Origin of the sequence: Pseudovibrio sp. M1P-2-3, from assembly GCF_031501865.1 — a bacterium.
In the GTDB taxonomy this organism is placed as follows: domain Bacteria; phylum Pseudomonadota; class Alphaproteobacteria; order Rhizobiales; family Stappiaceae; genus Pseudovibrio; species Pseudovibrio corallicola.
In genome coordinates this window covers 1557292-1582127 of sequence record NZ_JARRCW010000001.1, presented here as the reverse complement: position 1 = coordinate 1582127, position 24836 = coordinate 1557292, and the positions used below count along the sequence as shown (strand labels likewise).

Sequence of the window (24836 nt, the reverse complement as noted above, 5' to 3'; positions counted from 1 at the left end):
TTGCTACAGCAAGGAGCCTGATGAGAAGTACATAAGTCCTAAAAAGGAGAAAACCATACCAAACAGAATTATCACATATACTCTTTTTCTGAGACAATAGCGACGTATTATGGCCGACTACAGTAATGAGATACCCAATGAACTGAACCTTGATGCCTTGAGGCGTGAAAAGCACAATCCTTGGATGAGGAATGAAATTTGCTACAATGCTGATAAAACAAAGTTTGTAGCCGCCTTTGATATTTTGGAAATCTCCATGTGCAACGAAATGGGCCCAGTAGTTTGGGGTTCTATTTCTGACGGTAAATATACAATTGAAGGTTATATCAATAACTATATTGTTTTCTGCCATCAGCCACGTTTTGCATTCTGGAAAACCCAAAACTCATTTTTCATTCGCATTGGGAGCAAGAAATTATGCCAAACGCCTTCTCAATTACTCATTGATTTTTCTCGTGGCATTCAGCTTTTAGTTAGCTCTTCCAAACCCAAAGTTAAGACACAAGACATAGAGCATTTCACAATTGGAAGTGACTTTATGAATACGAGACAGCAATTGATGGTTGCTCTGGGAATTAATGATCTCGATACTAAGCTTGCTTTCCCCATAAATTAGAAAGCAGACGGACAATAGGGGCGGCATCTCCAACCGTAAAACAAGTCCCAAAAAGGAGGACTTCGACATATACACTCCAAGAAGTCCCAGTTGCACGCCCTTGCCTCTACCTGCATATTGTAAGAAATTACTAACAGGCTATTCGGGGTATTTATGTTCAAGGCACTTTTGAAGACGACGCTTGTCGCCGCGGCGGTAGCTGCACCACAGGCTGCATTTGCATGGGGGCAAGACGGCCACCGAATCACGGGCTATATTGCTCAGGAACACCTAACTGCAAAAGCTCATGAATCTATCTCAGAAATATTGGGCAATGAGACATTGACGGAAGTCTCGACTTGGGCTGACTTTATGCGTTCCAGTGACGAAGACTTCTGGAAAAAAGCTGGCCCATTTCACTACGTCACGATCCCCGTTGATGTAAAATACGAGGATGTAGGGGCTCCAGAGCAAGGCGATGCAGTTTCAGCTCTGGAGACATTTAAGGCCACTCTGAAAGACCCAAGTGCCTCTCTGGAGGATAAGAAGCTCGCATTGAAATTCACAGTGCACCTTATCGGCGATGTTCATCAACCACTCCATGCGGGTAATGGAACGGATAGGGGTGGCAATGATCACTATGTCAAATGGTTCGGAAAGTCTTCAAACTTACACCGCGTCTGGGATAGTCAAATGCTGGAGGGGCAGCGCCTTTCTTACTCTGAATACGGTGACAGACTATTACGCCGGATAGATGAAAGCACCATTGAGAAGTGGAGCGATACTAACCCAGTAAATTGGGTGAATGAAAGTGCCGGCATTAGAGACACAATTTACCCCGACAAGGGCGCAAAACTCTCCTATGACTATACTTTTGAGCATAGAGTTATGATAGAAGAGCAGCTATCCAAGAGCGGGATCAGAATGGCAGCTTATTTGAATGAGCTATTCGCGCAGTGAAGAAGTCAGGCCGCAAGCGTAGAGAACTGAAACACGAAGAGATTAGGCAGGTTGACTACCTGACTAAAATCTGGCGCTGGCTGGTTGCGTTTGGCTTTTTTACGATTGCTGGCTTCTGTATACATTACATAATAAATGAATTCAGGCTTGAGCAGTACGAGCTTTCTTTTACCGCGCTGTTCATAGCCTTTGTTTTTGTGGCTGCAGGTGTCGGGATTATTAAAAGAACTTGAGATGCTGCCCCGCCGCTGGCAGCTCTTTAATGTTATGCCTGAACTGGCTTAGGAGCCAAATCAACCCACTTTACCCATAGGTTTGACATCAGCCGAGCGGCTTCCCTTCGACCTAAGGTTTCATCTACGACCCTGAAAGCCTTGTCGATCGCCGCAAGTTCTGACTCTGCATAAGCCCAAACTGCATGTTTTGTATAAGCAATATACATAGTTTTACCTTTCATTATAGGGGAAAATTCCCCAATAACAACGGTAAGTGCAGCACAACTTATAATCGTCTAGCTGTGTTCTCCACTAGCTTTAATTTGGGTTATTTTAGCCTGTATGTTTCATCTACATAGAATTGAGATGTCCCCCCTTTTTTGAGGGCGAATCTGATAGGCTCGTTCCTATTTAAGGGAGGAAATAATGTATCAGGCAGATTATACGGCTATTCGCGGGACAGTCAGGCTTCTGGCAGATCAGGCAAAGCTTTTATCGGGTGAGCAGCAGAAAAAGACCCATGACCTGATTACAACTTACCATTTCACAGTAGGGCGGGCTCTGATTGATATTGGAGATTACATAGACCTGCCCCTCTATCTGAGGAAGATAGAGAATGGGACACACTAACAGCGTAGTTATAGTCCAACTAAGGAGCTAATATGGCTTACATCCGCCATATTCAGTCTATTCCAACCCGCAAACACCCGTTGGAAATTTATACCAATATGCAACTTCTATTGTCAGGAATAGAATTATCAGAGTTCTACAAGGGGCACTACATGCGGGCCGTTGCATTTCTTTCTCTAATGTTTTTGGTTGGCTGCGCTGGCTCACCTACATATATGCGTATGTTAGAAAGAGATGGAACAATTCGTATTGATAGCCATCCCGAAGCAATAAACTACGACTACGTTGTCTCAATTAGGAACATCGTAGACATTGGCTTCAACCCTAGTAACAAAGAAACTAGGGAGGATGTCGCTCTGAAATATGTTCAGCAACAGTGCCCTAGCGCCTTCATTGTTAACGAAGAGGTTATTGAAATGGGTAAGTACCTTACGGGCAGAGATGCCCGCAGCTACAAGATATTTATCAAGTGCGGTAACTCTATATAGGAACACACCTTAGGCGCTATCCTCAACTTCTTCCAGTTCCTTCAGCTGCCTTTTCTTGATCCGGTTGTCCAAGATCCTCCCGCGAACAAGCAGAAGCATTCCTACAACCGACCCCACGAGAAGCGCTCCTTGTAAAGCTGGCTCCACATATATGCTCCAAGCCCCTGCGGCCCCAAGTCCGCTAAAGCCGAGGAAGTATCCAAAATCAGTTTTGGGCATCATCTGGCAGTTCCTTTTAAGTTGTCTTGAACATGTCCATAAAATCTGAGCCAGCCTTTTCGCTTGGCATCACAGGCAATCAATGCAGCTCTATGCCGGATAGCATCGCGGCCCTTGTCCCCCGTTACGCCAGGGTCTTTACATTTTTTCGTTAAATCTGCAGGTGGATCCGGAAGTCTCTGATCACTCACCGAACTGGAGTGCTTGCATCCGCTCAATATAAGCGGGGTCAGTAGGGCAAGCAGACACCCCACCATTTTCCAATTCAAGTTCATAGCTATTCACCTGCTCTTGAAGGGTCACGACTTGCTCAACTCTTTCGAGCAATTCAGTGTTTGCTTGTTTGGAAATTAACTCACGAGCTGCGGCTAGTTGCTGTTGCGCCTCAACTTGCGCCTTAAGATTGATCAGCTCGTCTTTGCGGTCATAGTAAACAGCCGAGAAGAACCAGACAGAAACGCAAAGCGCAAATATCGCAATAACAGAAGAAAGAGACTTGGGAATGCGGGGATCAAGCCGCGCAAAGTAGGCCACTACAGCCAACATCAAAGCCGCATAGGCGATCAAATTGAAGACACCTACTTTGAACATAGAGAGAAAGAAGCTCATCCCTTCACCCCCTCCATGCATAGCTCATATTCAGCGGCCCGACGATTGACCAAGCCTTTGACTCTTCGACCCCCTGCTCTGTTGTACCAAGTAGCCGCCTGACAGGCCCCAGCTAGATCACCACGGTTTAACCGCTTGACTGCAGTTGAGCGACAAAAAGCACCAGTACCGATGTTGTAAGTCAAGGAGACAAAAGAGATGTAGGATTTGATCGGGATCTCATCTGGCTTATTGAGACAAGTCCGCATTCCTGCTTCATGGCGCTTCAAGCTTTCAAGAAGCATATAAGAGCATTGGTCTTTGGTTTTCTTGTCACCAAGCTTTACGCCTTTGGTTTCGCCGTAGCAGATCGTCGGCACACCAACTAAATCCACATAGGCCTCTGTTCGCAGCCCCTCCCATACTCCCACGAAGGCAAGCACGACTCCAATCACGGCCCCAGTGAGCCGAGTCTTTGTAACTTTCATGATTGATTTCTCCATGAAAAACCCGCTTCAATGAGCGGGCAGAACAGTTTGGCAGGGGGGATTAAATGTAGTCTAAGTTCGACTGTAATTCGGGAATCGTATTAACAACCGTACCCGCTAAATCAGTATATTGTTGTAGCATTCGACCTCGATAACTATAGTCTGGAAATGAGTTTCCAGCTACATTCAGCTCCGTGCAACCAAAGTGATTGATTAATCCACCTAGCGGCTCGTCACTGAAATGAATGTCGCATTCTTCAAACGTCAACGCCTGTCTGATTCCTGCGAAACGTGCCGCTCGAAACGGTGAGGCGTATGAGCTTTTTTCTAATTCTTCATAGCCCCCCGCAGAGCTTGGGACCTGAATACTCAAATTCTCACAAACCAACGCCGTAGTGCCTCTCATACTCACGCCACGACACCCTCGGAGGGTCCCGCTATGAAGAAACCTATCAAACGTTAACTGGGGCTTACTCCCCTGTTCGCCTCGAAGTTGAATTACCCGGTTTGAAACATCTACTTGAACAGAAAAGTTATAGTCCTCAAGAAGAGTAACTTCGACCGACCCATGAGCCGGAGTAAGCTCCATTGCTCGTGCAATCGTCAGTAGAGGCGCTGAGGAGTTTCCGACTGCGTTATCATCACCTAAAACGGAATCAACGTAGAACTCTCGCTCAAGCTCAAGATTTGTATTTCTCAGCAGCTCAACGTATTCGTTTATTGTCGCTGCTTTGCTGCGTTGCTCAGCTAGTAGTTCTGCTACACCGCGCGCCAGCTCACTTGTGGAATCCCGACCGATAGCGTTGAGCACAATAAGATAGTCGATACCTGTTTCACTTTCCCCTTCATAAGCGTGGAAGAGCGTGAGACTTGTATTTGAATTTACGGATTTAATGGCATACTTCGCAGCAGGCCCAAGGTCGAGCACATCCCCCGCCCGCACAAAACTTCCGAAGCTTGTTCCGTACCCAGCCACATGCTTCGAGCCGTTATTTAAGTCAATCGTTCCTGTGTTGTAATATGTCATGCGCCCGCCTCTATTGTGGCCCAGTCAATGACAAGTGCCTGCTTGATCTGTGTAAGGGTTGTTGCTTGTTCTATCGTGGTTTTTGCCCCGCGCCTTGCCCCTTCAATGCGAGCAGATATAATGCGCCAGCTCTCTGCGTTTTGGATCACGAGAGCAGCAATATCAGCGAGCGTGGAACTGGTTGCGCTTGCTTCTGCTGCTATATGCGGGATCAACGCGGGGTCAATTGCAGTGTTAGCTTGATAAGCCAAAGCCTCAGCATCTTTGGTTAGATAAACCATCGCCTGAGCGCTCCCAGTTGTCACATACTCGCAGCGTCGCTCTTCTGCTTGTTGGTCGATATCTGCAAAAGCTTGAGCTTTGAAGTCATCAATATGCGGGTTCAGATCAATTATCACAACTCAAGCCTCCAAGATTTTTCTATGTAAGGAAAAGGTGGTTTGACGGTCACATCAAACGTGCCGCCAATTTCAATTGATAGCGCCAAGGAAGTGTCAGTCAGAGCATAGGTTTGCCCATTTATGTCAACTGTGCATCCAGCAGGTAGATCAGACCAGACACCTTCAACCGGCTCAGGTAGCGCGGGACGGTCAATAACAACCCCGCCAAAGACATACTGCAACCGCCCATCTGCATCACCTTCGAGTACAGCTTGCCCCATGTCACCTTGAGCAAAGAAATCATCCACGGAGCAGTAGCCAGAGCCAATAACCTGGCCCGTAGAAACGTCATATAGAATATAGTTCATGAGCTACTTCTTATAGTTTGTAACAGTCAAACAGCGATTTTCCACGTACCAGTCATCAAGGTCGGACTTGTTTGATATTGCCAGCTTGTAAGTTCTGGATTCTGCACCGGGGTCGTCGTCTATATAAGTAAAAGACAAAGACCCTCGCCCTGCTGCGACAGCGTCATCGCCGGAGCCAGCTATGTAGGTATCCCAGTTGATATGGCATTCTTTTAAATCTGTGCCATCACGTCGAATATGAACAGCAGGCTGGTTCAAATTGGTGTTTTTTGATTTGGCGAAAATAAATGCCTGACAATCAATTCTTACTTCACCACCATCAGTTGAAATTGTAGTGGAGGCAAACTCGGTATTCGTGCTTTTCCCTGATGATTGAAAGTAGCTCCTTTTCGTGATTGAGCGATCTTCCAGCAGCTGTGTAGTGATAGCAGTACCACCAAGGGTTAGCTTGTCAGTCGTGATTTCATTGATGACAGCATCATCGATATACGCAGTACCATTTGTAAATACGAATGGTGCAGCGGTTGCTGTTCCATCAGTTATAACGAACTTGTCGGACTTGATGACAAAATCAAAATACTCTGTTCCGTCCGCTTTTTTCACACCCTTAATGTAAAATCCTGCGTCACTGTCGCCAGTTTCAACGCGTACAACAAATTTTGCCTCAAGCCCATCAACAGACGATGCAAGCGCTGATACAGAACTTTCATTGTCTCCGACGCGAGTTGAAACAGATGTGAGACTACTGGACAGCGAACTAATATCGCCCTCAGCGCTCGAAACCCGAGTAGTCAACGCCGTGGTTGCGTCTGCGCCTGCTTCTACATCGTCTTCAGTATCCTTTACCCGCACCTTTAGACTGCTGATCCGGTTAGAGTTACTGATAATTTCTCCCTCATTGTCCGTCACACGGGTAGTTACTGCATCAACTGCACTCGCGTTAGCGCTAATATCATCCTCGGCATCGTTCAAGCCGCTCTGTAAACTCGTCACATCGCTGGAGATCGAGGTGATACTCCCCTCTGCGCTCGTAACCCGAGTGGTGAGCGCCGAGGTTGCGCCTGCGCCTGCGTCAATATTATCTTCTGCATCGTTTATGCGTGATCGGATGCTGCTAATGCTGCCTGCATGAGACGTTATTTTATCATCGTGTTTAACGACCTCAGTGTTCAGTAAGTCGACAGCACTCGCATTAGCGTTGATATCATCCTCGGCATCGTTCAAGCTGCTCTGTAAACTCGTCACATCGCTGGAGATCGAGGTGATACTCCCCTCTACGCTCGTAACCCGAGTAGTCAATGCTGTGGTTGCATCTGCGCCTGCTTCCACATCGTCTTCAGTATCTTTTACCCGCACCTTCAGATTGCTGATCCGGTTAGAGTTACTGATAATTTCTCCCTCATTGTCCGTCACACGGGTAGTTACTGCATCAACTGCACTCGCGTTAGCGCTAATATCATCCTCGGCATCGTTCAAGCCGCTCTGTAAACTCGTCACATCGCTGGTGATCGAGGTGATACTCCCCTCTACGCTCGTAACCCGAGTAGTCAATGCTGTGGTTGCATCTGCGCCTGCCTCCACATCGTCTTCAGTGTCTTTAACTCTCGATTTTAAATCACTAATCTTGCTGGTGTTGCTGCTGATGTCACCCTCTGCGCTCGTAACCCGAGTGGTGAGCGCCGAGGTTGCGTCTGCGCCTGCGTCAATATTATCTTCTGCATCGTTTATGCGTGATCGGATGCTGCTAATGCTGCCTGCATGAGACGTTATTTTATCATCGTGTTTAACGACCTCAGTGTTCAGTAAATCAACTGCACTCGCGTTAGCGCTAATATCATCCTCGGCATCGTTCAAGCTGCTCTGTAAACTCGTCACATCGCTGGAGATCGAGGTGATACTCCCCTCTACGCTCGTAACCCGAGTAGTCAATGCTGTGGTTGCATCTGCGCCTGCTTCCACATCGTCTTCAGTATCTTTTACCCGCACCTTCAGATTGCTGATCCGGTTAGAGTTACTGATAATTTCTCCCTCATTGTCCGTCACACGGGTAGTTACTGCATCAACTGCACTCGCGTTAGCGCTAATATCATCCTCGGCATCGTTCAAGCCGCTCTGTAAATTCGTCACATCGCTGGAGATCGAGGTAATACTCCCCTCTGCGCTCGTAACCCGAGTAGTCAATGCTGTGGTTGCATCTGCGCCTGCCTCCACATCGTCTTCAGTGTCCTTAACTCTCGATTTTAAATCACTAATCTTGCTGGCGTTGCTGGTGATATCATCGCCTTGATCGCTAACTGTTGAGTTGAGAGAACTAAGAGCGCTGGCATTGCTATCAACCCCGTCTTGCGCGTCAGTAAGATCGCTTTGGAGGCTGGTTATATCAGATGACATACTGCTAATGTCACCCTCTGCGCTCGTAACCCGAGTGGTGAGCGCCGAGGTTGCGTCTGCGCCTGCGTCAATATTATCTTCTGCATCGTTTATGCGTGATCGGATGCTGCTAATGCTGCCTGCATGAGACGTTATTTTATCATCGTGTTTAACGACCTCAGTGTTCAGTAAATCGACAGCACTCGCATTAGCGCTAATATCACCCTCGGCATCGTTCAAGCCGCTCTGTAAACTCGTCACATCGCTGGTGATCGAGGTGATACTCCCCTCTGCGCTCGTAACCCGAGTAGTCAATGCTGTGGTTGCATCTGCGCCTGCTTCCACGTCGTCTTCAGTATCTTTTATCCGCACCTTCAGATTGCTGATCCGGTTAGAGTTACTGATAATTTCTCCCTCATTATCCGTCACACGGGTAGTTACTGCATCAACTGCACTCGCGTTAGCGCTAATATCATCCTCGGCATCGTTCAAGCCGCTCTGTAAACTCGTCACATCGCTGGAGATCGAGGTGATCCCCCCCTCTGCGCTCGTAACCCGAGTGGTGAGCGCTGTCATAGCCTCGGAATTCGCATCAATGCCACCTTCTGCGTCAGAGAGATTACTTTGGAGGGCTGTCACACTATTTGAAAGCGTTTCGATTTCGTCAGCGTTATCACCTGTCGTTGTTTCAAGTGACTGGATTGCCGCACCATGTGCATTAACTGAGCCTGAGAGGTTTGATAACGATGAGTTCAGCCCGGTGATGGAGGTTGCGTTAGAGGTGATCCCCGTTTCCGTGCTTTCAACTCGCGCCTCGATAGACTGTAATGCGGTTGCTTGACCGCTTATTTTCCCATCGGAGCTTTGGAGCCGCGCACCAAGGCTTGTAATCTCCTGTGCTCTTGTACGTCCTTCCTGCTCAACGAGCGTGACGATATTTTTATATTCCGCTCTGTCATACTGAGTTGAAAACGCTTGATAAATTACCGCTTCGTTTGTTTGATCAAGCCGCCCTTCGATTTCGTTAATTTTGCTGAAAACATCAAAAACATTGAGCGACGCGATTTCTCTTGCCTCGCCCACTGCGTCTGCAGCTTCTTGTTTTGCCTCGCCTACTGCATCTATCGCATCTTGTTTCACTGCGGCGGCTGCATCCGCTGCATCTGCTGCCCCCTGCGCAGCCGCGTTCGCTGCAGCTAGCGCCTCTTGTTTTGCCTCGCCTACTGCATCCAGCGCATCTTGTTTCGCTGCGGCGGCTGCAGCTAGCGCCTCTTGTTTTGCCTCGCCTACTGCATCCAGCGCTTCTTGTTTCGCTGCGGCGGCTGCATCCACTGCATCTGCGGCACCCTGTGCAGCCGCGTCCGCTGCATCAAGTGCATCCTGCTTTGCGTTATTGATATCCGTAGCAAGGTCTACCGGTGTTTTGAATTCATCAGCAACCGCATCATAAAGCTGAGCTGCGGTTGTCACCACGCTCCCCGCAGGTAGCACAATAGCCCGCGTTTCTTCAGGCACACTGGCGTATTTCCAAGGCCCCTGTCCAGCGGCTCCAATGGCGCAGACACGCACTGCGAAAGCATCGCGGGAGCAGACGAAATCAAAGGAAGAGTGAAAACCTGAATATTTACGGTCCCACGTTACGCCATCGTCTAAACTGGTTTCACAGATATAGCCTTCTGCCCCCGCGACTGGAACAATTTGCACTGACAAAATAGACTCTGCGGCTTCCAATCCGCGAGATGCAAAAAACTGCATAACCTGCGGCAATTCCACCGATGGGGGCAGAAGTGAACCGACAGGACGCTCCGGAACGGACACCCCGCTTGAAGCCAAGTAGACCCTTGGATCATCTTCCTTGAGGGTCAATGTAACATGGTTACCTTGAGGCTCAGCCCCAACAACAATCCCACGAAAAGTAAAACTCGCCCCTTCACCAACTGCATAGCTCGGAGCCTCGTCACCGCTATCAAGCAAGTGTCGCTGTAGTTCGCCGTAGTAGTCCTCCCAGAATTCAGTATCATCACCATCAAGAGTAACAACACGCGAACCTTCGAACCATGTGATCTTAATAGGCCCCCACGGCCCGCCATCTTTTCTGCGCACGAGAAGATATGTATTGTCAGGGTCAGTTTCCGGCTCTTCTGAAAGCGTTAAATCAAGGCCGTTAAATCCCTCAATAACGCCCGACCGTCCCCATTTCTGCGGCACATGGGATTGCACCTCAACCACATCCCCGCGCTGTAGGATTCGCCCTTCCAGTTCTGTTGTGAAGCGAATGGTACGCCGCCGGAATGCGTTATCAGCAGCAATGTGCATTCCTTCCGACCACGCATGATCTCTATCAGAGACACCCATCATCCGAATACTGGTAGGCCGAGAGCTACTAGAAGTCGCCAGTGAGCACCGGACTGTATCCCACCGCCACGTCTGCCCATCCATGTACTCAACGAGAATGTCATCGGCGTAATCATCGCTTAACAGCGTTTGGTTGATTTCAAGCGAGCCTGCAACGATATTGCGATCTGTAAAGACTTGTCGGGGTAGGCCTCTAGGCTCATCTCGCACCATCGAGACAGTGTGCCCCACAAAGGATAAGGCCGAGCGACCAGCGGCTAGGATGGTGTTGAGCGCATCGAAAATAGTGGTTTGGCTATCAAAGACACCGTCAAAAGTATCTGGGTTTGAAGCCCATACACTATCGTAGTGCATGAAGGTGGCGTAGTCGATGTGCGTATCCGACAGGCCCGCGCCATAAACGCTATTTCTCATCACATCGATAGCCGCCCAGCAAATCGAGCGGCTTGGCTGCTCCACCCAAGCAGACCCATTCCAGACAGGCAGAATACGGGTCTGCACAATAGAAAACTGCTTTGAAGCCGCGCCCTGCAACTGCTCATTTGCCCGAATTTTAACGGCCGTTGTCGAGACATTGGCAAACGATTGCGGCCCGTCAAGGTAGGCCCGCAAGCCTCCCCACTGCATCACCTTGGCGTCGGTAGTATTGTCCTCATCAAATTGATCGTGGCGCAAGATACGCACCTGATAGCGCCCGCTCGGCACCTTCTTTGAAAACGTCTTTCGCTTGGCTGTCTTGGTTTTCATTCCCTTGTCATAGGAAGCGAGGTTCTGCCAGCTGCCAAGCGGATCGCCGTTGTCGTCAATCTCCTGATACTCAATATCAAACTTGAAGGTCGCTTTATGGTAGCTGCCATCATCATTGGTCTTGTAGCCGCCAAGCGGCCAGACCACGTCCACCGCTAACCGCTTTGCCGTTTCGCCCGCTGGCACTGCCACAAACGGCCCTAGATACTCATTGGTTTTGATGGTCTGTGAACCGACTTCTTCCGAGGCTTCAACCTGTACTGGAAAGAGATCTATCTGCTCACCGGGCTCGTACTGCTCAATCTCCAAATCGGTATACGTGGAGGTGTAGCCGTCCTCCGCATCCCAGATTTTTGTCTCACCGATATAGATCTCGTTTACTTCCGAGCGCCCGCAGCCGCGCGAAAACAGGTAGTACACATATTGGTCATTGTCTTCATATTCTTGGTACGGGTCAGAAGCATAATCCAATACCATCTTAAAGCGGCCATATTGGACGGGAATAGGTTGGTAAAGCCGCGCCGTATTGCCCACTGCATTGATTGTATACGTGGGAGAGGATGCAAGCGTTTCCCGCTCTTGCGCTGAGGATTTTGGAGCAAGTAGGGTATTTACAAGTAAGCCACCTGCGGTGGTGATAACCCCGCTGACAATCGCCGCCCCAGCTGCCCCGATAGCCGGGAAAGCCGCCAAAGCTGCCCCACCTGTAACAGCTGCCAATGCGGCCACAGCAATCATACCAACAATGCGCATCACGGTCTTGCCCGTATCACCGCCCTCACCGCCAGCAGGCAAAACTAGAATTTCAAAGCAGTCCCCCTGCTTTAGCGCCAAATCCCAACCATTATTTTTGCGCAAGACTGGTAGGCCATTGACGCAAGCAACAATAGGGAAACCTTTAGATAGGCCAGAGCGCTCAACCACACTTGCAACAGTCTCACCGTCAAAGACAGTAAAGGTGTGTGGTGTGCCTATTGGCTTTTGATGAGGAATCGAAAGAGCTTCCATCCTGCAAACCTCAAGCTTGAGAAGGTTTCAAATTGCACGGCTGGCTCATGTGCATGCAGCACCCCACCGCTGTTGAATGAGAGATAAACGCCTATGTGCTGATAGAGGTCAGGGCGCTTTGCCATCATCACCGCGCACCCGTGGGCTGGTGCGCCCACCTCAATCCAGCGGGAATATTCTTCGTGAGACCGAAAGGCTTTAGCTCTGGCAATTGGCCCCTCTGCCAACTCGCAAATGGCAGGCAAGCCCTTTTGTCCTAGAATTTCCTGAGCTTCACAAAAAAGCCCCCAACAGTGGAGGCCGGGGGCGGTATTTGTTTTGGAATATGGCTTACCGATTAAAGAACTCAATCGGGTGATCTGGTCATCTATCATAGGGCAAGTGTTGGGAACTCTTCGGGCCTATATGTCTTGTGCGGGAAGCCTCTATTTTGCCAATTGTAAAGCTGGCTGGTAGCAGTGACACGATCCGCTTTGATCTGGATAGTTTTAATTTCCAAGCCCATTAAGTTATGTTGCGGGCCTTCTAGTCCCTCAAGGAACTCTCGATAATTCAGAAATATAGGCTCGCGCATATCTTTTGCCGCCTCCAGATATGGCGCAACTTCATGCACGGCATTGTCAATCCAGACTTGAAACGTTGGCATAGAGCCCTCGACAATATCAGGAAGCTCAAACCCGAACGGCACCGCCATAAACTCCACTTCTTGCCCCGAGTTGTAAGGCGCGTCATCTTCAAGTTTGAATGTACGGCCAATGCCTTCGGAAACAAATCGCAACGGCACCACTTCACCGTCTTGAATAAACGAAGAATGCGTCAGCTCCACTGTTGACCAAATCACTGCCGATGTTGTGGAGGCATAGGCTTCCTCCATAGCCTCTGTCATTAAATCTGTCATAGCGTGATTGTCAGCTCCATAGTCACTTGGACCGTGCGCCCGATACGTTTAAAGCTCAGGCTCGCAGGGTTGATTTTGACTTCTTTCTCAAAGTAATCCGTCTCAAGTAGCACCTTCATATTGAAGCGCCGGTGTCCTGTATAAAGCTCGCCCTCAAAGAAAGCCTTGAATGCCTCACACTCAGCAAGCGACATTGGAACCGTCTGCTTTTGCTTGCGAAAGTGCATATTGGTGACGTGCCGTTCCCGTGTGTTCCCAGCCTCGAATGAAGTTGAGACAGGAGGAGAATAGGCTTGAACCACGTCAATGCTATCCAGAAGCGGCGCATAAGGAACACTGGAAGGCCAGTTGATTGGAGTCATGTCTTGCGGTCCAATTTGTACTGCCCTGAAATCGCCCGAGGGATTTGCGATTGACCGGAGCTAATTCGCCCCGCAATCCCGCGATCGACTTCCTTGATAATGACCTGTAAATCAGTACGCCCACCGCTTTGCCGTTGCTGTACGTCAGCAGTAGTGCCCGGTGGAGTAGACACATTCACATTGATTTGTGGTGGTGCACTTGGCGCGACAACAGGAGCCGCGCCCATGACAGAGACTTGCGGGATAGCGCTTGGAAGCATGATTGCAGGCGGAACGCTAATCTCTGGGATTTCAGGAGTCGCGCCTAGCTTTGAGAAGTCAGACAAGAGGCCCATAGTCCGGCCCATGACTTTATCGGTTACGACAGACTCCCCGCGCTCCAAAAGGGCGAGATATTCATCGGGAAGTAGTCCATCATGGTACACCGGAATGCTGGTAACGGCAGATTGAGCTGCTGCTGAAACGCCTTGTTGCACTCCGCCGCTAAATAGATTTCCAAGCCCGCCCCCGAATATGCCTGCAAAAGGCCCCTCGCCTGAGATAAGGGCCTGTAAAAGAGGGTCTGCAAGCTTGTTAAGCATTGTGTCTAGGAGACTGTTTCCAGTTTGAATACCTGCGTTAAACGTCCCCCAGACATCATAAAAAAGCGACTGACTAAGCCCCGCAACTTCATTAAGCTGCTCTTGTTTTTGTCTTTGTGCATCTATCTGGGTGACAAGCTGTTCAATCTGTTGTTTTTGAGCATCCGTGGCCCCTGCTCCTGCTGCCCTCAGTTCATAAGAAAGGCGGCGCTGTGCTTGTGTTTGCGTTAAGGCTGCTTGCTCCATTTGAAGCGCCTCAATGACACGATTAACGGACTCTGCTTCTCTTACTGCCGCTCTGGCGTTGTCATTGCGTGTCCCTACAACGTCATCAATTCCTAGGATTGGCTTGGATGTAGGCAGAGTACTGACACGCTGTGTAGGATGAATAGTAAGTTCTGTACCGCCGGAGTTACTAGACGCCGAAGCATTCGTTTTCTTAATCAGGCTTTGAGTAACTGCTAGATTTGCTCGCAAATCATTGATTTGTTCTTGTTGTCTATTCGCCGCCTCTTGGATCAGCTCATCTGAGTAACTGACCCGAGGACCATCATAAACGCCATGCTCTCTTTGAAACTCGGCTTGGACCTGTTGCAGCTCTTTAAGCCGCCCACGTCCTTCTTTAAGAGCTTGCTCCAAACCTTTGTCTGTAAAGGATAATCCCTTCGAGATAGCGCTTGCTACATCCTCAACAGTAATCGGACTAATGTCCCCTACCTGACCATTAAGCCAGCCCTTAAAATCTCCAAACCCTGAGCTTGCCTCCTTCTTCATTTCCCGCAGCCACTTAACGCTCGCTGCCATGTTTTCATTGAAGTTAATCATATAAGGCGTGATATCGATAAGAGCTGCTTTGAGCTGCTTGTCCAGCGCATCGGAGGCATTGCCGAGCCTGTTTTGCAGCTCTTCTGCCTGCTCTAAGATTTCATCTTCAATGATATTGCCGAGCTGCTTTGCTTTTTGACCGGATTCATCAAATGCTTTTGATCCTTGCTCAAGAACCCGCACCAGATCAGCGCCTCGCTGCCCAAAGGCAGCTTTGGTAAGAAGCGCTTTTTCTTCTGCGCTTTGTGCGTTCGCTACTGCATCAGCATAGAGCTTCAACCTTTCTTCATTTGTTGTCGCATTCAACAGCTGCTCAAGCAGGCCACGATTTGCACGGCTCAATGTATTGTAAAGCTCACCCGTTCCGTACTTTGCCTCTCCCACGCCTATAGTGAATTTTCGTAGAGCGGTTTCAAGAGTGGAGATCTCAACTGATGACTCCCCAGCCATAAAGCCCAAGGTTTGGAAAAATTCACCGGAAAACCCGTTCTGCCTAGCAGTTTTAGCAACTCTGTCGAAGTCCTCTATACCCTCCATAGCCTTATCTATTGCGCCGCTGAATGTTAGAGCGCCTGCGATACCGCCCGCAAAACTAAGACCAGCAAGTGTTTTGGAGAATTTCCCAGCCGTAGCTGATGCCGCTTTTATGGAGCTATCAAAGCGGCCCACCGCCTTTTGGCTTCCCCGCATCGACTTGTTGACAGCGCGGTCCATACGCTCAAGCTTCTTCTCCACGTCTTTCGTACGCGCTTCAAAGAGCATGATTACTTTTTCAGAAGCATCAGCCATATGATCTAACCGTATTTCTCAAGAAGTTGCTTGAACTCTTCGCGGTCTGAGCTGGTAACGTGCCCTGCCTGCTGCGGCCGGTTAATCTCACGCCATCCCTCAACTGCCTCGATGAACTCAATGTAAGAGGATTTCCAAAATATCTCGGGTGTCCACCCAATGTGAGGTAGCCACCTTAGCCACTGCCGAAACGGAAAATGCTCTAAGGTCTCTCCGCCTCGGCTTCCGGCTTTTTTTCCTCCACCTCAGGACACAAGGCGGTCATCAAGGCTTCCATAATAAACGGGAATTGCAGTATCCCCGTTTGGCTCTTCCATGCTTTGTCAGCATCTCCGGCAACTGTCAGAGAAAGAACACCAGCCTTTAATGTGGAGGCCTTTTGCGATCTAATATCAAACAGAAGCTGAGAGATATTAACCCCGCCTGTGGCCTGTTCAAACTGTTCCAGCCGCTCCATTTCCGCGCATAAAATGAGGTCATGCTCTCCAATTTTAAGAGCCACCTCACCCCGTGCTTTGTTTGGCTTTTTCACAGTGACCTCTTACGTTTCCGCTGTGAAGGTCACTTCACCAGACATTTTCAAGGAGATACTGAAACCAAGAGCCTCTTCAAGTTCGCCGGTAAACTCAAAGGTTTCAATAAGGGCGCTACCTTCGTAAGTTCCTATGCCCGGGACAACCACCTGAGTTTCTAGAGCACTTGGCCCCAATGCTGCTTCATTCAATGTCTTGAGAACATCGTCGCTTTGGCTAATTCCCGAGCCAGAGAGGGCAACTGATTGGATGCCATAGATAGATGAGGAGCTAAGCTTTTTAGACGCATCATCCTTATCTGCAGTGGTTGTATCTGACATGTTATTACTCACCGACAAAGAGCGAGATTTAATCCCACACACTTGGTCATAACTGCCGCCATCGGACTTGATTTTAAGCAGCAGTATTCTGCCTTGTTGTTCAGCCATATCTATTCCTCTCTACAATGGATTTTAAGGGTGATTACCCCGTGCATTGCTTCCGCTTCGGGGTCTTCAAGGACTAAGGTTTTCTCAATGTAAACATGGCAGGAACGCAGCCCTTCAACCGTCAATTCACTTGCGTGAAAAGCCGAGTAAAGCGCATCCAAAATGGTATTAACTTCTTCTTTGTCCGTCTTCATCGACCAGACATGAAGGTCTAAGAAACGGTCGGTTCCATTAAACCCGCTCACATCATCGGAGATGATTTGCCAATTGCCGATTTGGATTAATGGGTGCCGCGCATCATCATCGGCCTGATGATCCAGAACAGAATGAGCGCCCGTGTTAGCGCCAAGAATATTTTGGCGTACAGCAATCTGTAATGCATTGGAGTAGCTGCTCATTTCTTGAGTGCATCCTTGATTGATTTGTTCATGGCGCGGCTCATACGGCCCTTATGCTTCTTTCTGACATTGCGATAAGCAGGCCAAAAAAATGGCCGCGCAGGAGTACCGCTTCTATTGCCTTGGGTTTTGCGTGATTTGCGGAATTTCCGCGCATGTCTTGCGGCTGTACCAAACTCCACGAATTGCCAGTAGAACATCATCACAATGCCCCAACCGGACGAGCTGTGGCTCATCACCCTATCGTCTTTATGAAAGTCCTCTTGCTTGGCTTCTCGTAGATTGACGGCTCGAATTGAGTTTTTGAGCCTTCCTGTTTCCCCCGTTGGAGCATTCAGCTTTGCATACTCTGCAACCTCTTGAGCTGAGCGCTTTTGCGCCTTCTCAACTTCCTTGTCTAAGTTAGGTGCAATCTTGCGCAGCCGTGCCATGCTGCTTTTGAAATTTGGATTGCTGAGCTTAATTCCATCAGCCATCAAACAGCCTCCAGATACATCTCTATGAATTTCTTGAATGTGTCAGGCGTAACCGAGAGGATATTGAACTCAACGCCGCCGAGCGTTGCGCGGTCGCTGGTAGTGATCTGGGAAGCTTCTGAGCAATACCGGACTGTTAGAACGCCGGAGGCCGGAGCATCCAATCTGCCCGCCTCTACGCGCTCTTTCATCCGCTCTTGCTTGAAGCCCGCCCAACATGAATAAGATTCTGTCCAAGTAACAGTCTCACCACCGCCAGCGCTCACAACAGCGCCACGCACCAAGAACGCCGCCCGCTCCTTAAGCATCCCAGCTTGCATTAGAATTTCCTGAAACGGTACTTGTTGAGAAGGAATTGCGACGACAGGGGCACTTCACTTGCGCCTACACCAACAGCTACACTTTCGCTGTGTTCAAACCAGTGCCCTATCATCATCAACATTGCGGTTTTGATATCGGCAGGCACGTCCTCAGCCCCGCCGTAGCCCGCAACGAACTGGATAGAAACGGCGCTTAAGCTACCATTTATTTCAGGCCATGACACGCCGCTTTTGAGCTGAATGAACGAGCCTAGATAGCTATTGCCAAGCTCATAATTAACATCGCTGAAAACCTGTTCTTGCCCGTCTCTGTCCAGATACTTAACAGACACAGAAGAAACATCAGGAAACGGCAGTGTGATAGCAATATCATAGCCAAAGCAGGAGCCTTGAATCTGCCATTCCTGATTACATAAGCACCTGCCTAGAGTACCCGAATAGCCGTCCAAATGAGTTGTAGCCGTATCAATGAGAGCCTGTATCTCAGTGTCAAAATCCGAGCTATCGACACGGCAATGCCGCTTTGTCTCTTCCAGAGATAGGACTTGCTCGGAAGGAGGGGTAATCAAGACAGGTGGTTGCATTATTTTGACGCCTTGTAGCCGTAGACAGAACCAGAAAGGCCGGAGGCTTTAATCTGCTCTTCTGTCATGCTTTGCTTGCGGTCTTTGGTATCTGTTGGTTTGGCTTGTGTGGTCTTTGCTGTCACTTCCATTTCTCCATGAAAAAAGGGGCAGTAATTGCCCCTTTGTTGAGTTGATATTTTGCAGGGCTTAAGCCATGCGGATGACCTTCATGCATTCGGTGTTTTCAGCACCGCCGCCTACGCGCTTGGTGGTGTAGAACTGGACGTTGGGCTTATTGGTAAGCTCATCACGGATAATACGAACACCGATGCGATCAATGATCTTGTACCCGCGCTTGAAGTCACCAAAGGCGATTGGGATTGCCCCTGTAGTCATATCTGGGAACCCGCCAACGTCAGTGAGAGGGTACCCCAAAAGGGAAGAAGGTTGCCCTGCAACTAGGCTAGGCTGCCAGAGGTAATTCCCATCATTATCTTTGAGTTTACGGATTGCCTTTTGACTATTCCGGTTCATCAAGAAGCGGGCAGAGCCTTGGAAGGTGGATGGGAGGTCATAAATCAGGTCAAGCAGTTCGTCGGGGGTAACACCTGTCGCAGAGGCTGCAACAACTTGTTCGATAGGCCCTAGAGGGTTGGCGCTAGCGTTTGCCTCCCCATCAACGTAAGTAAGCAGCCCTTTGGGTTTTTTATTGCCATCCCCCGCAATAAAAGCCAAGTTTTCCTGAACTGAAAACTCCTGTTGAACTTCACTTGCTAGCCAGCTTTCAATGTTGATTTCTGCGTCATCCAGCAACTGCCGAGTTGCGGAGGGGTTAGCATAAATTTCTCCAGTTGAGAATTCCATTTGGGCGAACTGAGGGCTGTTTGTATTTGGTCTGGCGTCCGTTTCACCTACCCAGCCAGAACTTGCCCCATGTAGATTGAGCAGCTTGGAATAACCATCCTTTGAAGTGCTTATCACGCCGCAGACTTGACGCATTGGTGAGATTTCAACCAGCTTGTCGGTGATGGTTCGGTCCCACTCAATAGGAGTGACATAGCCCCCTTTTTCATCAGTCCCTTTACTTAGGGACGCTTGAATTTCACCTGCCCGAACATGTGCCTCAAAGGCCCCTGTGTACTCAGCATCAACAGGACCGTTAGCACCACCATTGAGCTGATTGGCGGCGATTTGAATGTTGGCTTGGTCAATCGCGGCCTGCATATCGGACACTGCGTTGTTAATGCGATCAAGTTTTTCTGTAACGATTACATCGTCAGCTTTAGATTTTATCTGCTCATCACTCGCAGCCTTGAATTCAGAAAAGGTCTTTTGCAGCTCACTTACAGCTGCAACTGCTTCAGGAGTTGTCATTGAATTTCCCTTTAGGATTTCAGAGTTTCAGTTGCGGCTCTCACCGCGCTCACAAAATCGCCAGCTACGGCTTGGCTTTGCGGGTCCGCTACGGCTGAACCCTTAAGGTCACCAATGAGGCTACGGCGCTCATCGCGTGATAGTCCTGCCCTCATAAGGGCGTATTCTGTTTTACGTTCAGGCTTTAACAGCTCTTCCGCTTCTGCCCGTGTTTGGTCGTAGGAAATTTGGTCACTTGGGAGATAGGAATCTGCAAGGCCCTTAGATACAGCCTCGGAGCCGCTGAAATTCGTCTCTTCTGCCATCCACGCTTTTAGCTGTATTAGGTCGATGCCTACTCTATCGGCATAAACACCAGCCATTGCGTCATCAACACGGTCCAGCGCGTCAACTGCTTTCATGTGCGCATTCCGGTTACCATAAAGACCAACAGAACCAAGATGGATCATGAGAGTCCCTGCTTTGCTGATCTGAATTTCGTCGCCAGCCATTGCAATTACAGAGCCAGCAGACGCCGCTTGCCCAAGAATGCGGACTGTGACTTTCGCGGGGTGTTCTTTCAAAAGGCTGTAGATTGACACGCCTTCAAAGTAGCTCCCCCCAGGACTGTTTATATCAACAACCACATCCCGATCACCGATAGACCTTAAAGCCGCAGAAATACGGTTCGCAGTCACGCCCTCAGGATTCATAAAGCTTTGCCCAATCACCCCAAGGATTGAGATTTTATTGTCTCCTGACTTAGCGCTGATTAGGCCTGCATCCCACGCATTGTAGGCCTGCTCATCAGGCATAAACTCGCATGTCTCAGGAAGTGAAAACGCTTGAATTTCAGGTAGATTCCGTAGTGACATTTGTAGCCTCTTTATGTGCAAAGCCTTTGCCTAGATCGGCTGCCCGTGGCCGATCATCCAATTCTCGAACCTCTTCTTGCAGTAGCCACGGATGATGCCCGCCCGCGCCGAGAGCTAAGGCCCAATATTCAGCTTGCTCCTTCATTGATCCACGAAGAAGCGCGTTAGCGTTATACTTGGCCTCATATTGAGTAGCTTCCCGATCACTCAGGAGGTCGCGCTCAATCGCTTGCTCCCAAGCAACGAACCAAGGATTCAGGCCGTATCGAACAAAGAACTGCCCTAGAACGTCAATCCCAGATCCCCATGAGGTATCATCTACGCCGAGTAGTGGCCTTGGGACGCCAAAGGGTCGTGCTATTTCTTCTATTTGATGTTTACGGGTTTCTATGTGCTGACTATCGCGGCCCGTTTGGTTGAAGGTGTTTGCTTTCAACCCTTCTTCTAAGATTAGCCATTGGTGAGCGTTATCAGCGCCCTCGTGCTTTTCCATTGACTTCTTAAGTCGATTGAAAGCCTCATCTGACAGCGCACCAGTAGCCTCAAGCGCCCCACCAGCCAGCATTCCTTTAGTAAAGAGCCTTGCCGCCGCTTTTTCCGTCTGGATCGCGAGGCCGATAGCCTCCGCAGCTTCCTTGACCAACGAAACGCCTGTTAGCCCGTCATGCGAAATGCCATAGGAAATATGGAAAACATCTTTCCAGTTGAGTGTGATTTGCCGACCATTAGGACTTGTGTACTCATACAGAACATCAAAATTATCAAGCTGCTTGGGCTTGATCCGCTCATTACTGATAGGGATTAAAGCTATAGGCTTTTGACCGCTCCAAATTATTCTAGCGTAAGCATCCCCATAAACGAGTGCTCGATATTGCATTAATGAACGGAACTGGAATCGTGTTTGCCAGTTGTTTGGCTTTTGAAGCAGAGAGTATAAAGGATGTTGCTCAGCCTTATGTTTAGTATCCCTCTCTCTCAAGTGCAGCGGCAAATTACCGATACAAAACGAGATAAGAGAAACGCAGCGCATAAGAGTTGTATTCTTCAGCGCTTTTTCAACTGTAACAGTAACACCGGACTCTGTTTCTGCACCCGCTCCGGAGCGGATAAATTCCAAAAACGCCGGATCATCAAATCCGCGAAACGTCCCAGCCGAACTTTGCGCTTTTGGTGCAAGAGATTTGCTTTTAAAATAATCAAATAATCCCATTCTACACCATTCTAATCCCGCGCGTTTCGTAGACTGAAGGGCCTTGGCTAAACCGCTCCCGACAAGTCGCCATACCTATCGACATTGCCATAGACACCATGCCATCAATGCGCCCCGTAGCCTTCTCTTTGTCGAACATGCGGTGCCCTGTTCTATTCTCTGCATAGGTGCAGTTTCCTACGCAGTTATTCATCATCAGGTTCCGCTCAACGGTGGTCCGCTGCTCTAAGACTGCATTCTCGAATTTAATGATAGAGTCAGGCATCCAGAGGTAAACTTCCTGTTCGCCTTCCGGTTTGGTTTTGTCGACTTCAATCACTTTCTTTTGGAAGCCTTGAGGATGTTTAATAATTGGGAGGCATGCACCTATTTCGTTTAGGTGATCCGCTAAGTTATCTAGCCCGTATTCGTCACACCCAATTTGTTCAGGCTGTACTCTGCCGCAAATTTCAGCAATTGCTTCAGCTAGCCAGCGCCAAGAAATGCGAACGCCTTTAACTGGTTCAATATACCCCTGCTCAGCCCATATATCGTAGTCGCGACCGTCTTCTTGTGCGCGTTGTCTCAAGGTGTCAGCAGGTGTCCAAAACCATGTTTTGCTTTTGAAGATTTGAGCGTCTTTTGTATCGTCCAGAACCCATGTCAGGGAAAAGGCTGTAAAGTCTTTCGTCCTTGATAGATCAAGACCACCATAGCAAGGGTAGCCCGCCTCGATCATTTCCCGTTCATCGACTTCGCCAACGCATTTCATCCAAACTTCGCGAGAAAATGCGGCTGTTTCTGAATCCGTCCATTCGCAAAAGTGAAGCCGCGCTATGCCATTCCTGCGCCCTAGAATATCCTTGGCCTGCTTAACCTGAATGGCAAGGTATTCCTCAGTTAAGATTGTGCCGAGTAATGGGTTAGGCTTAATCCAACAGCTCGGGTCATTCTCCCAATCGTCCCCCTCATCCAGTGAGCAGACGAAAGAAAAGGTTGTGTCATCTTCAACAAGTCCATGCGCCACGTTCTTTGCGTGGGTGTGTTCCTCATAACAGACTGAATGTCGGTCAGTCCCCGCATTCGTCGCCATAGCAAGGAGCGGCTGTTTCCTCTGCTTAAATCCACGTTCCAGCATATCAATTGTAGTTCTGTCTGGATGCTCATGGACCTCATCGCAGAGAGCCATATGAGGGCGGTGCCCCGATTTCTTTTTGTCGGAAGATATTGGCTTAAAAATCCGCTTATCCCCTTGCTTCCCTATATAGGTAAGCTGGTAAACAGGCTCTACTCCTGACGCTCTAATAGCCTTGGCTAGCGCTGGTGATTGCTCGCGCATAGCCACAGCATCCTGAAAGAGAATATCAGCCTGATCTTTTTTGGCGGCAGCAGAGTATATTTGCGCTCTATTTTCTCCATCCTTCAAAAGTCCCACCATACCAATACCTGCCAGCATAGGGGATTTTCCGTTGCCCTTCCCTTCCTCATCATAAAAACGCCGGAACCGCCGAAATCCTGTCTCTTTATTCTTCCAGCCGAAGATAGAGCCTACGCGAAACTTTTGAGAGGGGTGTAAGTGAAAAGGAATACCTTCAAACTCGCCACCGTTCAGCCTAAGCTTACGAGGGAAAAACTCAATCGTATCCAGAGCCGCCTTTGCGTCCCAGATTAGGCCGCGCTTATGCCCGTCCTCCAAGTCAGTCAGGTGCCGCCGTGCAGAGGCGCGAATGTGCGGCCCCGCTACTATACGGCCTGCGTCCACATCCTCCGCCCAAGCCGTGACAGGATCACGCTCAGGGTTTGTTCTCATGTAAAATCGGAATCGTTACCAGTTGGATTGACAGCAAGGCCAGCAGTAAAGGCTCTTGAAGAAGATGGGGTTAGCCCATATTCACGCGCTAGCGTCAGGATATGACTGAATGTCTGATTGCACTGAGCGACCTCTGGATAATTCTTGATTTGGTCGCCGTTCCGGCCAGAGACTTTATAGGTATTCCCGTTTTCAGAAAGGAACTCTTTTAGTTCCTGAAATTCTACCCATTTCACGCAATACTCGACAAAAAGGGGTATAAAAAGGGGATTATTTAGCCTAGAATTACTCGATAAACAGAGCGATGGAGCAAGACGATCCCACATCTTACGCACATCACCTTTGATGTAATCAGGACGCAGCTCACGCGCCCTTTGTTTAGCGATTTCAATACTATCGCCTTCAAAGCCTGTGCCTATACTCACCACATCAGCCGTTGGATTTTTGCCTCTCATCGTGTCTCTTCCTCTGGTGGGTTTTCTCATTTCAATTAGAGCTTTTTGTGCGCTTTTCCCCCAGTCCGGTCTTAGAACCCTTATATTTCCAGACTTTAGACCCCCCCACCCCTTGGAGCAGCGAACTGATACCTAACGCCCTTGCCTTCCTCTATTGGCAGGATGAGCCGGATCAACCGGCCACCCCTCATCGTCACAATCAGTCGAGTAGCCTCTTTTCTCTTGCAGCTGTTTCTGCTTGTCGTGATAGGCTTTGCTGACTGTTTGGATGTTATCTAAATCCCAGAAGAGTTTGGGATCTCCTTTGTGGGGAATAATATGATCTGCTATTGGAGAGTTTGGCTCAGGTTTCTTACCGGATAGGATCTCTCCAGTCTTCTGGCATCTATACCCGTCTCTTACTAAAGCCTTCTGCCTGAGCCTGTGCCAACGCTTTGTGTTGTACCAGCGCCTGTATTCTTTGGCCGCAGCACTTCTATTGTCAGCCATTTAGCAACCCATCCTATCAATCACACCAATCTAGTGGTTATGTTGGAATAT

Annotated in this window: 30 protein-coding genes; 5 read left to right on the top strand and 25 right to left on the bottom strand. The window is 49.0% G+C overall.

What is annotated here, in order from left to right; all coding sequences use genetic code 11:
* The first annotated feature begins 109 nt into the window (after positions 1-109).
* From P6574_RS07295 to P6574_RS07275, 5 genes are all read left to right on the top strand, one after another.
* Positions 110-616 carry a hypothetical protein gene (locus P6574_RS07295; protein WP_310619703.1) on the top strand — a complete coding sequence of 169 codons (507 nt, stop codon included), beginning with the start codon at positions 110-112 and terminating at the stop codon, positions 614-616.
* Between the two features lie 153 nt (positions 617-769).
* Entirely contained in the window at positions 770-1555 is a 786-nt protein-coding gene (locus P6574_RS07290) for a S1/P1 nuclease (RefSeq protein WP_310619702.1), read from the top strand.
* The gene (locus tag P6574_RS07285; protein WP_310619701.1) at positions 1552-1788 is read left to right on the top strand and encodes a hypothetical protein; all 237 of its coding nucleotides are present in this window, start codon (positions 1552-1554) and stop codon (positions 1786-1788) included. Before P6574_RS07290 ends, P6574_RS07285 begins: the two co-directional genes overlap by 4 nt.
* Positions 1789-2196: 408 nt before the next feature.
* Positions 2197-2400: a hypothetical protein gene (locus tag P6574_RS07280; RefSeq protein ID WP_310619700.1), complete on the top strand. Its 204-nt coding sequence runs from the start codon at positions 2197-2199 to the stop codon at positions 2398-2400.
* A 32-nt stretch (positions 2401-2432) separates the two neighbouring features.
* Positions 2433-2888, top strand: a complete 456-nt coding sequence (locus tag P6574_RS07275) for a hypothetical protein (protein ID WP_310619699.1) — start codon at positions 2433-2435, stop codon at positions 2886-2888.
* Between the two features lie 9 nt (positions 2889-2897).
* Here P6574_RS07275 and P6574_RS07270 read toward each other — a convergent pair whose 3' ends face one another.
* The 25 genes from P6574_RS07270 to P6574_RS07150 all read right to left on the bottom strand — a co-directional run bounded on the left by P6574_RS07270 (position 2898) and on the right by P6574_RS07150 (position 24785).
* Positions 2898-3110 (bottom strand): hypothetical protein, encoded by a 213-nt coding sequence (locus P6574_RS07270; RefSeq protein ID WP_310619698.1) that lies wholly within the window; start codon positions 3108-3110, stop codon positions 2898-2900.
* Positions 3107-3298 (bottom strand): hypothetical protein, encoded by a 192-nt coding sequence (locus P6574_RS07265; protein WP_310619697.1) that lies wholly within the window; start codon positions 3296-3298, stop codon positions 3107-3109. The genes P6574_RS07270 and P6574_RS07265 overlap by 4 nt, the downstream gene beginning before the upstream one ends.
* The gene (locus P6574_RS07260; protein WP_310619696.1) at positions 3291-3716 is read right to left on the bottom strand and encodes a hypothetical protein; all 426 of its coding nucleotides are present in this window, start codon (positions 3714-3716) and stop codon (positions 3291-3293) included. The genes P6574_RS07265 and P6574_RS07260 overlap by 8 nt, the downstream gene beginning before the upstream one ends.
* Positions 3713-4183, bottom strand: a complete 471-nt coding sequence (locus P6574_RS07255; protein ID WP_310619695.1) for a lysozyme — start codon at positions 4181-4183, stop codon at positions 3713-3715. The genes P6574_RS07260 and P6574_RS07255 overlap by 4 nt, the downstream gene beginning before the upstream one ends.
* 61 nt (positions 4184-4244) lie before the next feature.
* On the bottom strand, positions 4245-5210 hold the full coding sequence (locus P6574_RS07250) for a hypothetical protein (protein ID WP_310619694.1): 966 nt from the start codon (positions 5208-5210) through the stop codon (positions 4245-4247).
* Positions 5207-5608 (bottom strand): hypothetical protein, encoded by a 402-nt coding sequence (locus tag P6574_RS07245; RefSeq protein ID WP_310619693.1) that lies wholly within the window; start codon positions 5606-5608, stop codon positions 5207-5209. The genes P6574_RS07250 and P6574_RS07245 overlap by 4 nt, the downstream gene beginning before the upstream one ends.
* Entirely contained in the window at positions 5605-5958 is a 354-nt protein-coding gene (locus tag P6574_RS07240) for a hypothetical protein (RefSeq protein WP_310619692.1), read from the bottom strand. Before P6574_RS07240 ends, P6574_RS07245 begins: the two co-directional genes overlap by 4 nt.
* A gap of 3 nt (positions 5959-5961) precedes the next feature.
* Entirely contained in the window at positions 5962-12438 is a 6477-nt protein-coding gene (locus P6574_RS07235; protein ID WP_310619691.1) for a host specificity factor TipJ family phage tail protein, read from the bottom strand.
* Positions 12402-12812, bottom strand: coding sequence for a hypothetical protein (locus P6574_RS07230; protein ID WP_310619690.1), 411 nt, complete (start codon positions 12810-12812; stop codon positions 12402-12404). Before P6574_RS07230 ends, P6574_RS07235 begins: the two co-directional genes overlap by 37 nt.
* Positions 12809-13336 carry a DUF1833 family protein gene (locus P6574_RS07225; protein ID WP_310619689.1) on the bottom strand — a complete coding sequence of 176 codons (528 nt, stop codon included), beginning with the start codon at positions 13334-13336 and terminating at the stop codon, positions 12809-12811. The genes P6574_RS07230 and P6574_RS07225 overlap by 4 nt, the downstream gene beginning before the upstream one ends.
* Positions 13333-13698, bottom strand: coding sequence for a hypothetical protein (locus P6574_RS07220; protein WP_310619688.1), 366 nt, complete (start codon positions 13696-13698; stop codon positions 13333-13335). Before P6574_RS07220 ends, P6574_RS07225 begins: the two co-directional genes overlap by 4 nt.
* Positions 13695-15866 carry a GumC domain-containing protein gene (locus tag P6574_RS07215; protein WP_310619687.1) on the bottom strand — a complete coding sequence of 724 codons (2172 nt, stop codon included), beginning with the start codon at positions 15864-15866 and terminating at the stop codon, positions 13695-13697. Before P6574_RS07215 ends, P6574_RS07220 begins: the two co-directional genes overlap by 4 nt.
* Before the next feature lie 229 nt (positions 15867-16095).
* A complete protein-coding gene (locus tag P6574_RS07210) occupies positions 16096-16425 on the bottom strand; it encodes a hypothetical protein (RefSeq protein WP_310619686.1) in 330 nt (109 codons plus the stop codon).
* A gap of 9 nt (positions 16426-16434) precedes the next feature.
* A complete protein-coding gene (locus P6574_RS07205) occupies positions 16435-16854 on the bottom strand; it encodes a phage tail tube protein (RefSeq protein ID WP_310619685.1) in 420 nt (139 codons plus the stop codon).
* A 2-nt stretch (positions 16855-16856) separates the two neighbouring features.
* On the bottom strand, positions 16857-17252 hold the full coding sequence (locus tag P6574_RS07200) for a DUF3168 domain-containing protein (protein ID WP_310619684.1): 396 nt from the start codon (positions 17250-17252) through the stop codon (positions 16857-16859).
* Complete coding sequence (locus P6574_RS07195; protein ID WP_310619683.1) at positions 17249-17728, bottom strand: HK97-gp10 family putative phage morphogenesis protein; 480 nt, start codon at positions 17726-17728, stop codon at positions 17249-17251. Before P6574_RS07195 ends, P6574_RS07200 begins: the two co-directional genes overlap by 4 nt.
* Complete coding sequence (locus tag P6574_RS07190) at positions 17728-18048, bottom strand: phage head closure protein (RefSeq protein WP_310619682.1); 321 nt, start codon at positions 18046-18048, stop codon at positions 17728-17730. The genes P6574_RS07195 and P6574_RS07190 overlap by 1 nt, the downstream gene beginning before the upstream one ends.
* Positions 18048-18632 (bottom strand): head-tail connector protein, encoded by a 585-nt coding sequence (locus tag P6574_RS07185; RefSeq protein ID WP_310619681.1) that lies wholly within the window; start codon positions 18630-18632, stop codon positions 18048-18050. Before P6574_RS07185 ends, P6574_RS07190 begins: the two co-directional genes overlap by 1 nt.
* Positions 18632-18757, bottom strand: a complete 126-nt coding sequence (locus tag P6574_RS07180; protein WP_310619680.1) for a hypothetical protein — start codon at positions 18755-18757, stop codon at positions 18632-18634. Before P6574_RS07180 ends, P6574_RS07185 begins: the two co-directional genes overlap by 1 nt.
* A gap of 64 nt (positions 18758-18821) precedes the next feature.
* A complete protein-coding gene (locus tag P6574_RS07175) occupies positions 18822-19988 on the bottom strand; it encodes a phage major capsid protein (RefSeq protein WP_310619679.1) in 1167 nt (388 codons plus the stop codon).
* Between the two features lie 11 nt (positions 19989-19999).
* Entirely contained in the window at positions 20000-20842 is an 843-nt protein-coding gene (locus tag P6574_RS07170; RefSeq protein ID WP_310619678.1) for a head maturation protease, ClpP-related, read from the bottom strand.
* Complete coding sequence (locus P6574_RS07165) at positions 20820-22052, bottom strand: phage portal protein (RefSeq protein ID WP_310619677.1); 1233 nt, start codon at positions 22050-22052, stop codon at positions 20820-20822. The genes P6574_RS07170 and P6574_RS07165 overlap by 23 nt, the downstream gene beginning before the upstream one ends.
* Position 22053: 1 nt before the next feature.
* Entirely contained in the window at positions 22054-23841 is a 1788-nt protein-coding gene (locus tag P6574_RS07160; protein ID WP_310619676.1) for a terminase large subunit, read from the bottom strand.
* Entirely contained in the window at positions 23838-24296 is a 459-nt protein-coding gene (locus P6574_RS07155; protein WP_310619675.1) for a P27 family phage terminase small subunit, read from the bottom strand. The genes P6574_RS07160 and P6574_RS07155 overlap by 4 nt, the downstream gene beginning before the upstream one ends.
* 132 nt (positions 24297-24428) lie before the next feature.
* Positions 24429-24785 (bottom strand): HNH endonuclease, encoded by a 357-nt coding sequence (locus tag P6574_RS07150; protein WP_310619674.1) that lies wholly within the window; start codon positions 24783-24785, stop codon positions 24429-24431.
* Between the last annotated feature and the right edge of the window lie 51 nt (positions 24786-24836).

Excerpts from the sequence above, each read along its gene's own strand:
- P6574_RS07205 (WP_310619685.1), bottom strand. The coding sequence starts at position 16,854 with ATGGCTGAACAACAAGGCAGAATACTGCTGCTTAAAATCAAGTCCGAT.
- P6574_RS07190 (WP_310619682.1), bottom strand. The coding sequence starts at position 18,048 with ATGCAAGCTGGGATGCTTAAGGAGCGGGCGGCGTTCTTGGTGCGTGGC.
- P6574_RS07155 (WP_310619675.1), bottom strand. The coding sequence starts at position 24,296 with ATGAGAGGCAAAAATCCAACGGCTGATGTGGTGAGTATAGGCACAGGC.
- P6574_RS07235 (WP_310619691.1), bottom strand. The coding sequence starts at position 12,438 with ATGGAAGCTCTTTCGATTCCTCATCAAAAGCCAATAGGCACACCACAC.
- P6574_RS07280 (WP_310619700.1), top strand. The coding sequence starts at position 2,197 with ATGTATCAGGCAGATTATACGGCTATTCGCGGGACAGTCAGGCTTCTG.
- P6574_RS07290 (WP_310619702.1), top strand. The coding sequence starts at position 770 with ATGTTCAAGGCACTTTTGAAGACGACGCTTGTCGCCGCGGCGGTAGCT.
- P6574_RS07200 (WP_310619684.1), bottom strand. The coding sequence starts at position 17,252 with ATGAGCAGCTACTCCAATGCATTACAGATTGCTGTACGCCAAAATATT.
- P6574_RS07250 (WP_310619694.1), bottom strand. The coding sequence starts at position 5,210 with ATGACATATTACAACACAGGAACGATTGACTTAAATAACGGCTCGAAG.
- P6574_RS07165 (WP_310619677.1), bottom strand. The coding sequence starts at position 22,052 with ATGGGATTATTTGATTATTTTAAAAGCAAATCTCTTGCACCAAAAGCG.
- P6574_RS07195 (WP_310619683.1), bottom strand. The coding sequence starts at position 17,728 with ATGGCTGATGGAATTAAGCTCAGCAATCCAAATTTCAAAAGCAGCATG.
- P6574_RS07225 (WP_310619689.1), bottom strand. The coding sequence starts at position 13,336 with ATGACAGATTTAATGACAGAGGCTATGGAGGAAGCCTATGCCTCCACA.
- P6574_RS07260 (WP_310619696.1), bottom strand. The coding sequence starts at position 3,716 with ATGAGCTTCTTTCTCTCTATGTTCAAAGTAGGTGTCTTCAATTTGATC.
- P6574_RS07215 (WP_310619687.1), bottom strand. The coding sequence starts at position 15,866 with ATGCTCTTTGAAGCGCGTACGAAAGACGTGGAGAAGAAGCTTGAGCGT.
- P6574_RS07220 (WP_310619688.1), bottom strand. The coding sequence starts at position 13,698 with ATGACTCCAATCAACTGGCCTTCCAGTGTTCCTTATGCGCCGCTTCTG.
- P6574_RS07170 (WP_310619678.1), bottom strand. The coding sequence starts at position 20,842 with ATGTCACTACGGAATCTACCTGAAATTCAAGCGTTTTCACTTCCTGAG.
- P6574_RS07275 (WP_310619699.1), top strand. The coding sequence starts at position 2,433 with ATGGCTTACATCCGCCATATTCAGTCTATTCCAACCCGCAAACACCCG.
- P6574_RS07255 (WP_310619695.1), bottom strand. The coding sequence starts at position 4,183 with ATGAAAGTTACAAAGACTCGGCTCACTGGGGCCGTGATTGGAGTCGTG.
- P6574_RS07240 (WP_310619692.1), bottom strand. The coding sequence starts at position 5,958 with ATGAACTATATTCTATATGACGTTTCTACGGGCCAGGTTATTGGCTCT.
- P6574_RS07230 (WP_310619690.1), bottom strand. The coding sequence starts at position 12,812 with ATGATAGATGACCAGATCACCCGATTGAGTTCTTTAATCGGTAAGCCA.
- P6574_RS07270 (WP_310619698.1), bottom strand. The coding sequence starts at position 3,110 with ATGATGCCCAAAACTGATTTTGGATACTTCCTCGGCTTTAGCGGACTT.
- P6574_RS07175 (WP_310619679.1), bottom strand. The coding sequence starts at position 19,988 with ATGACAACTCCTGAAGCAGTTGCAGCTGTAAGTGAGCTGCAAAAGACC.
- P6574_RS07185 (WP_310619681.1), bottom strand. The coding sequence starts at position 18,632 with ATGCAACCACCTGTCTTGATTACCCCTCCTTCCGAGCAAGTCCTATCT.
- P6574_RS07150 (WP_310619674.1), bottom strand. The coding sequence starts at position 24,785 with ATGGCTGACAATAGAAGTGCTGCGGCCAAAGAATACAGGCGCTGGTAC.
- P6574_RS07160 (WP_310619676.1), bottom strand. The coding sequence starts at position 23,841 with ATGAGAACAAACCCTGAGCGTGATCCTGTCACGGCTTGGGCGGAGGAT.
- P6574_RS07295 (WP_310619703.1), top strand. The coding sequence starts at position 110 with ATGGCCGACTACAGTAATGAGATACCCAATGAACTGAACCTTGATGCC.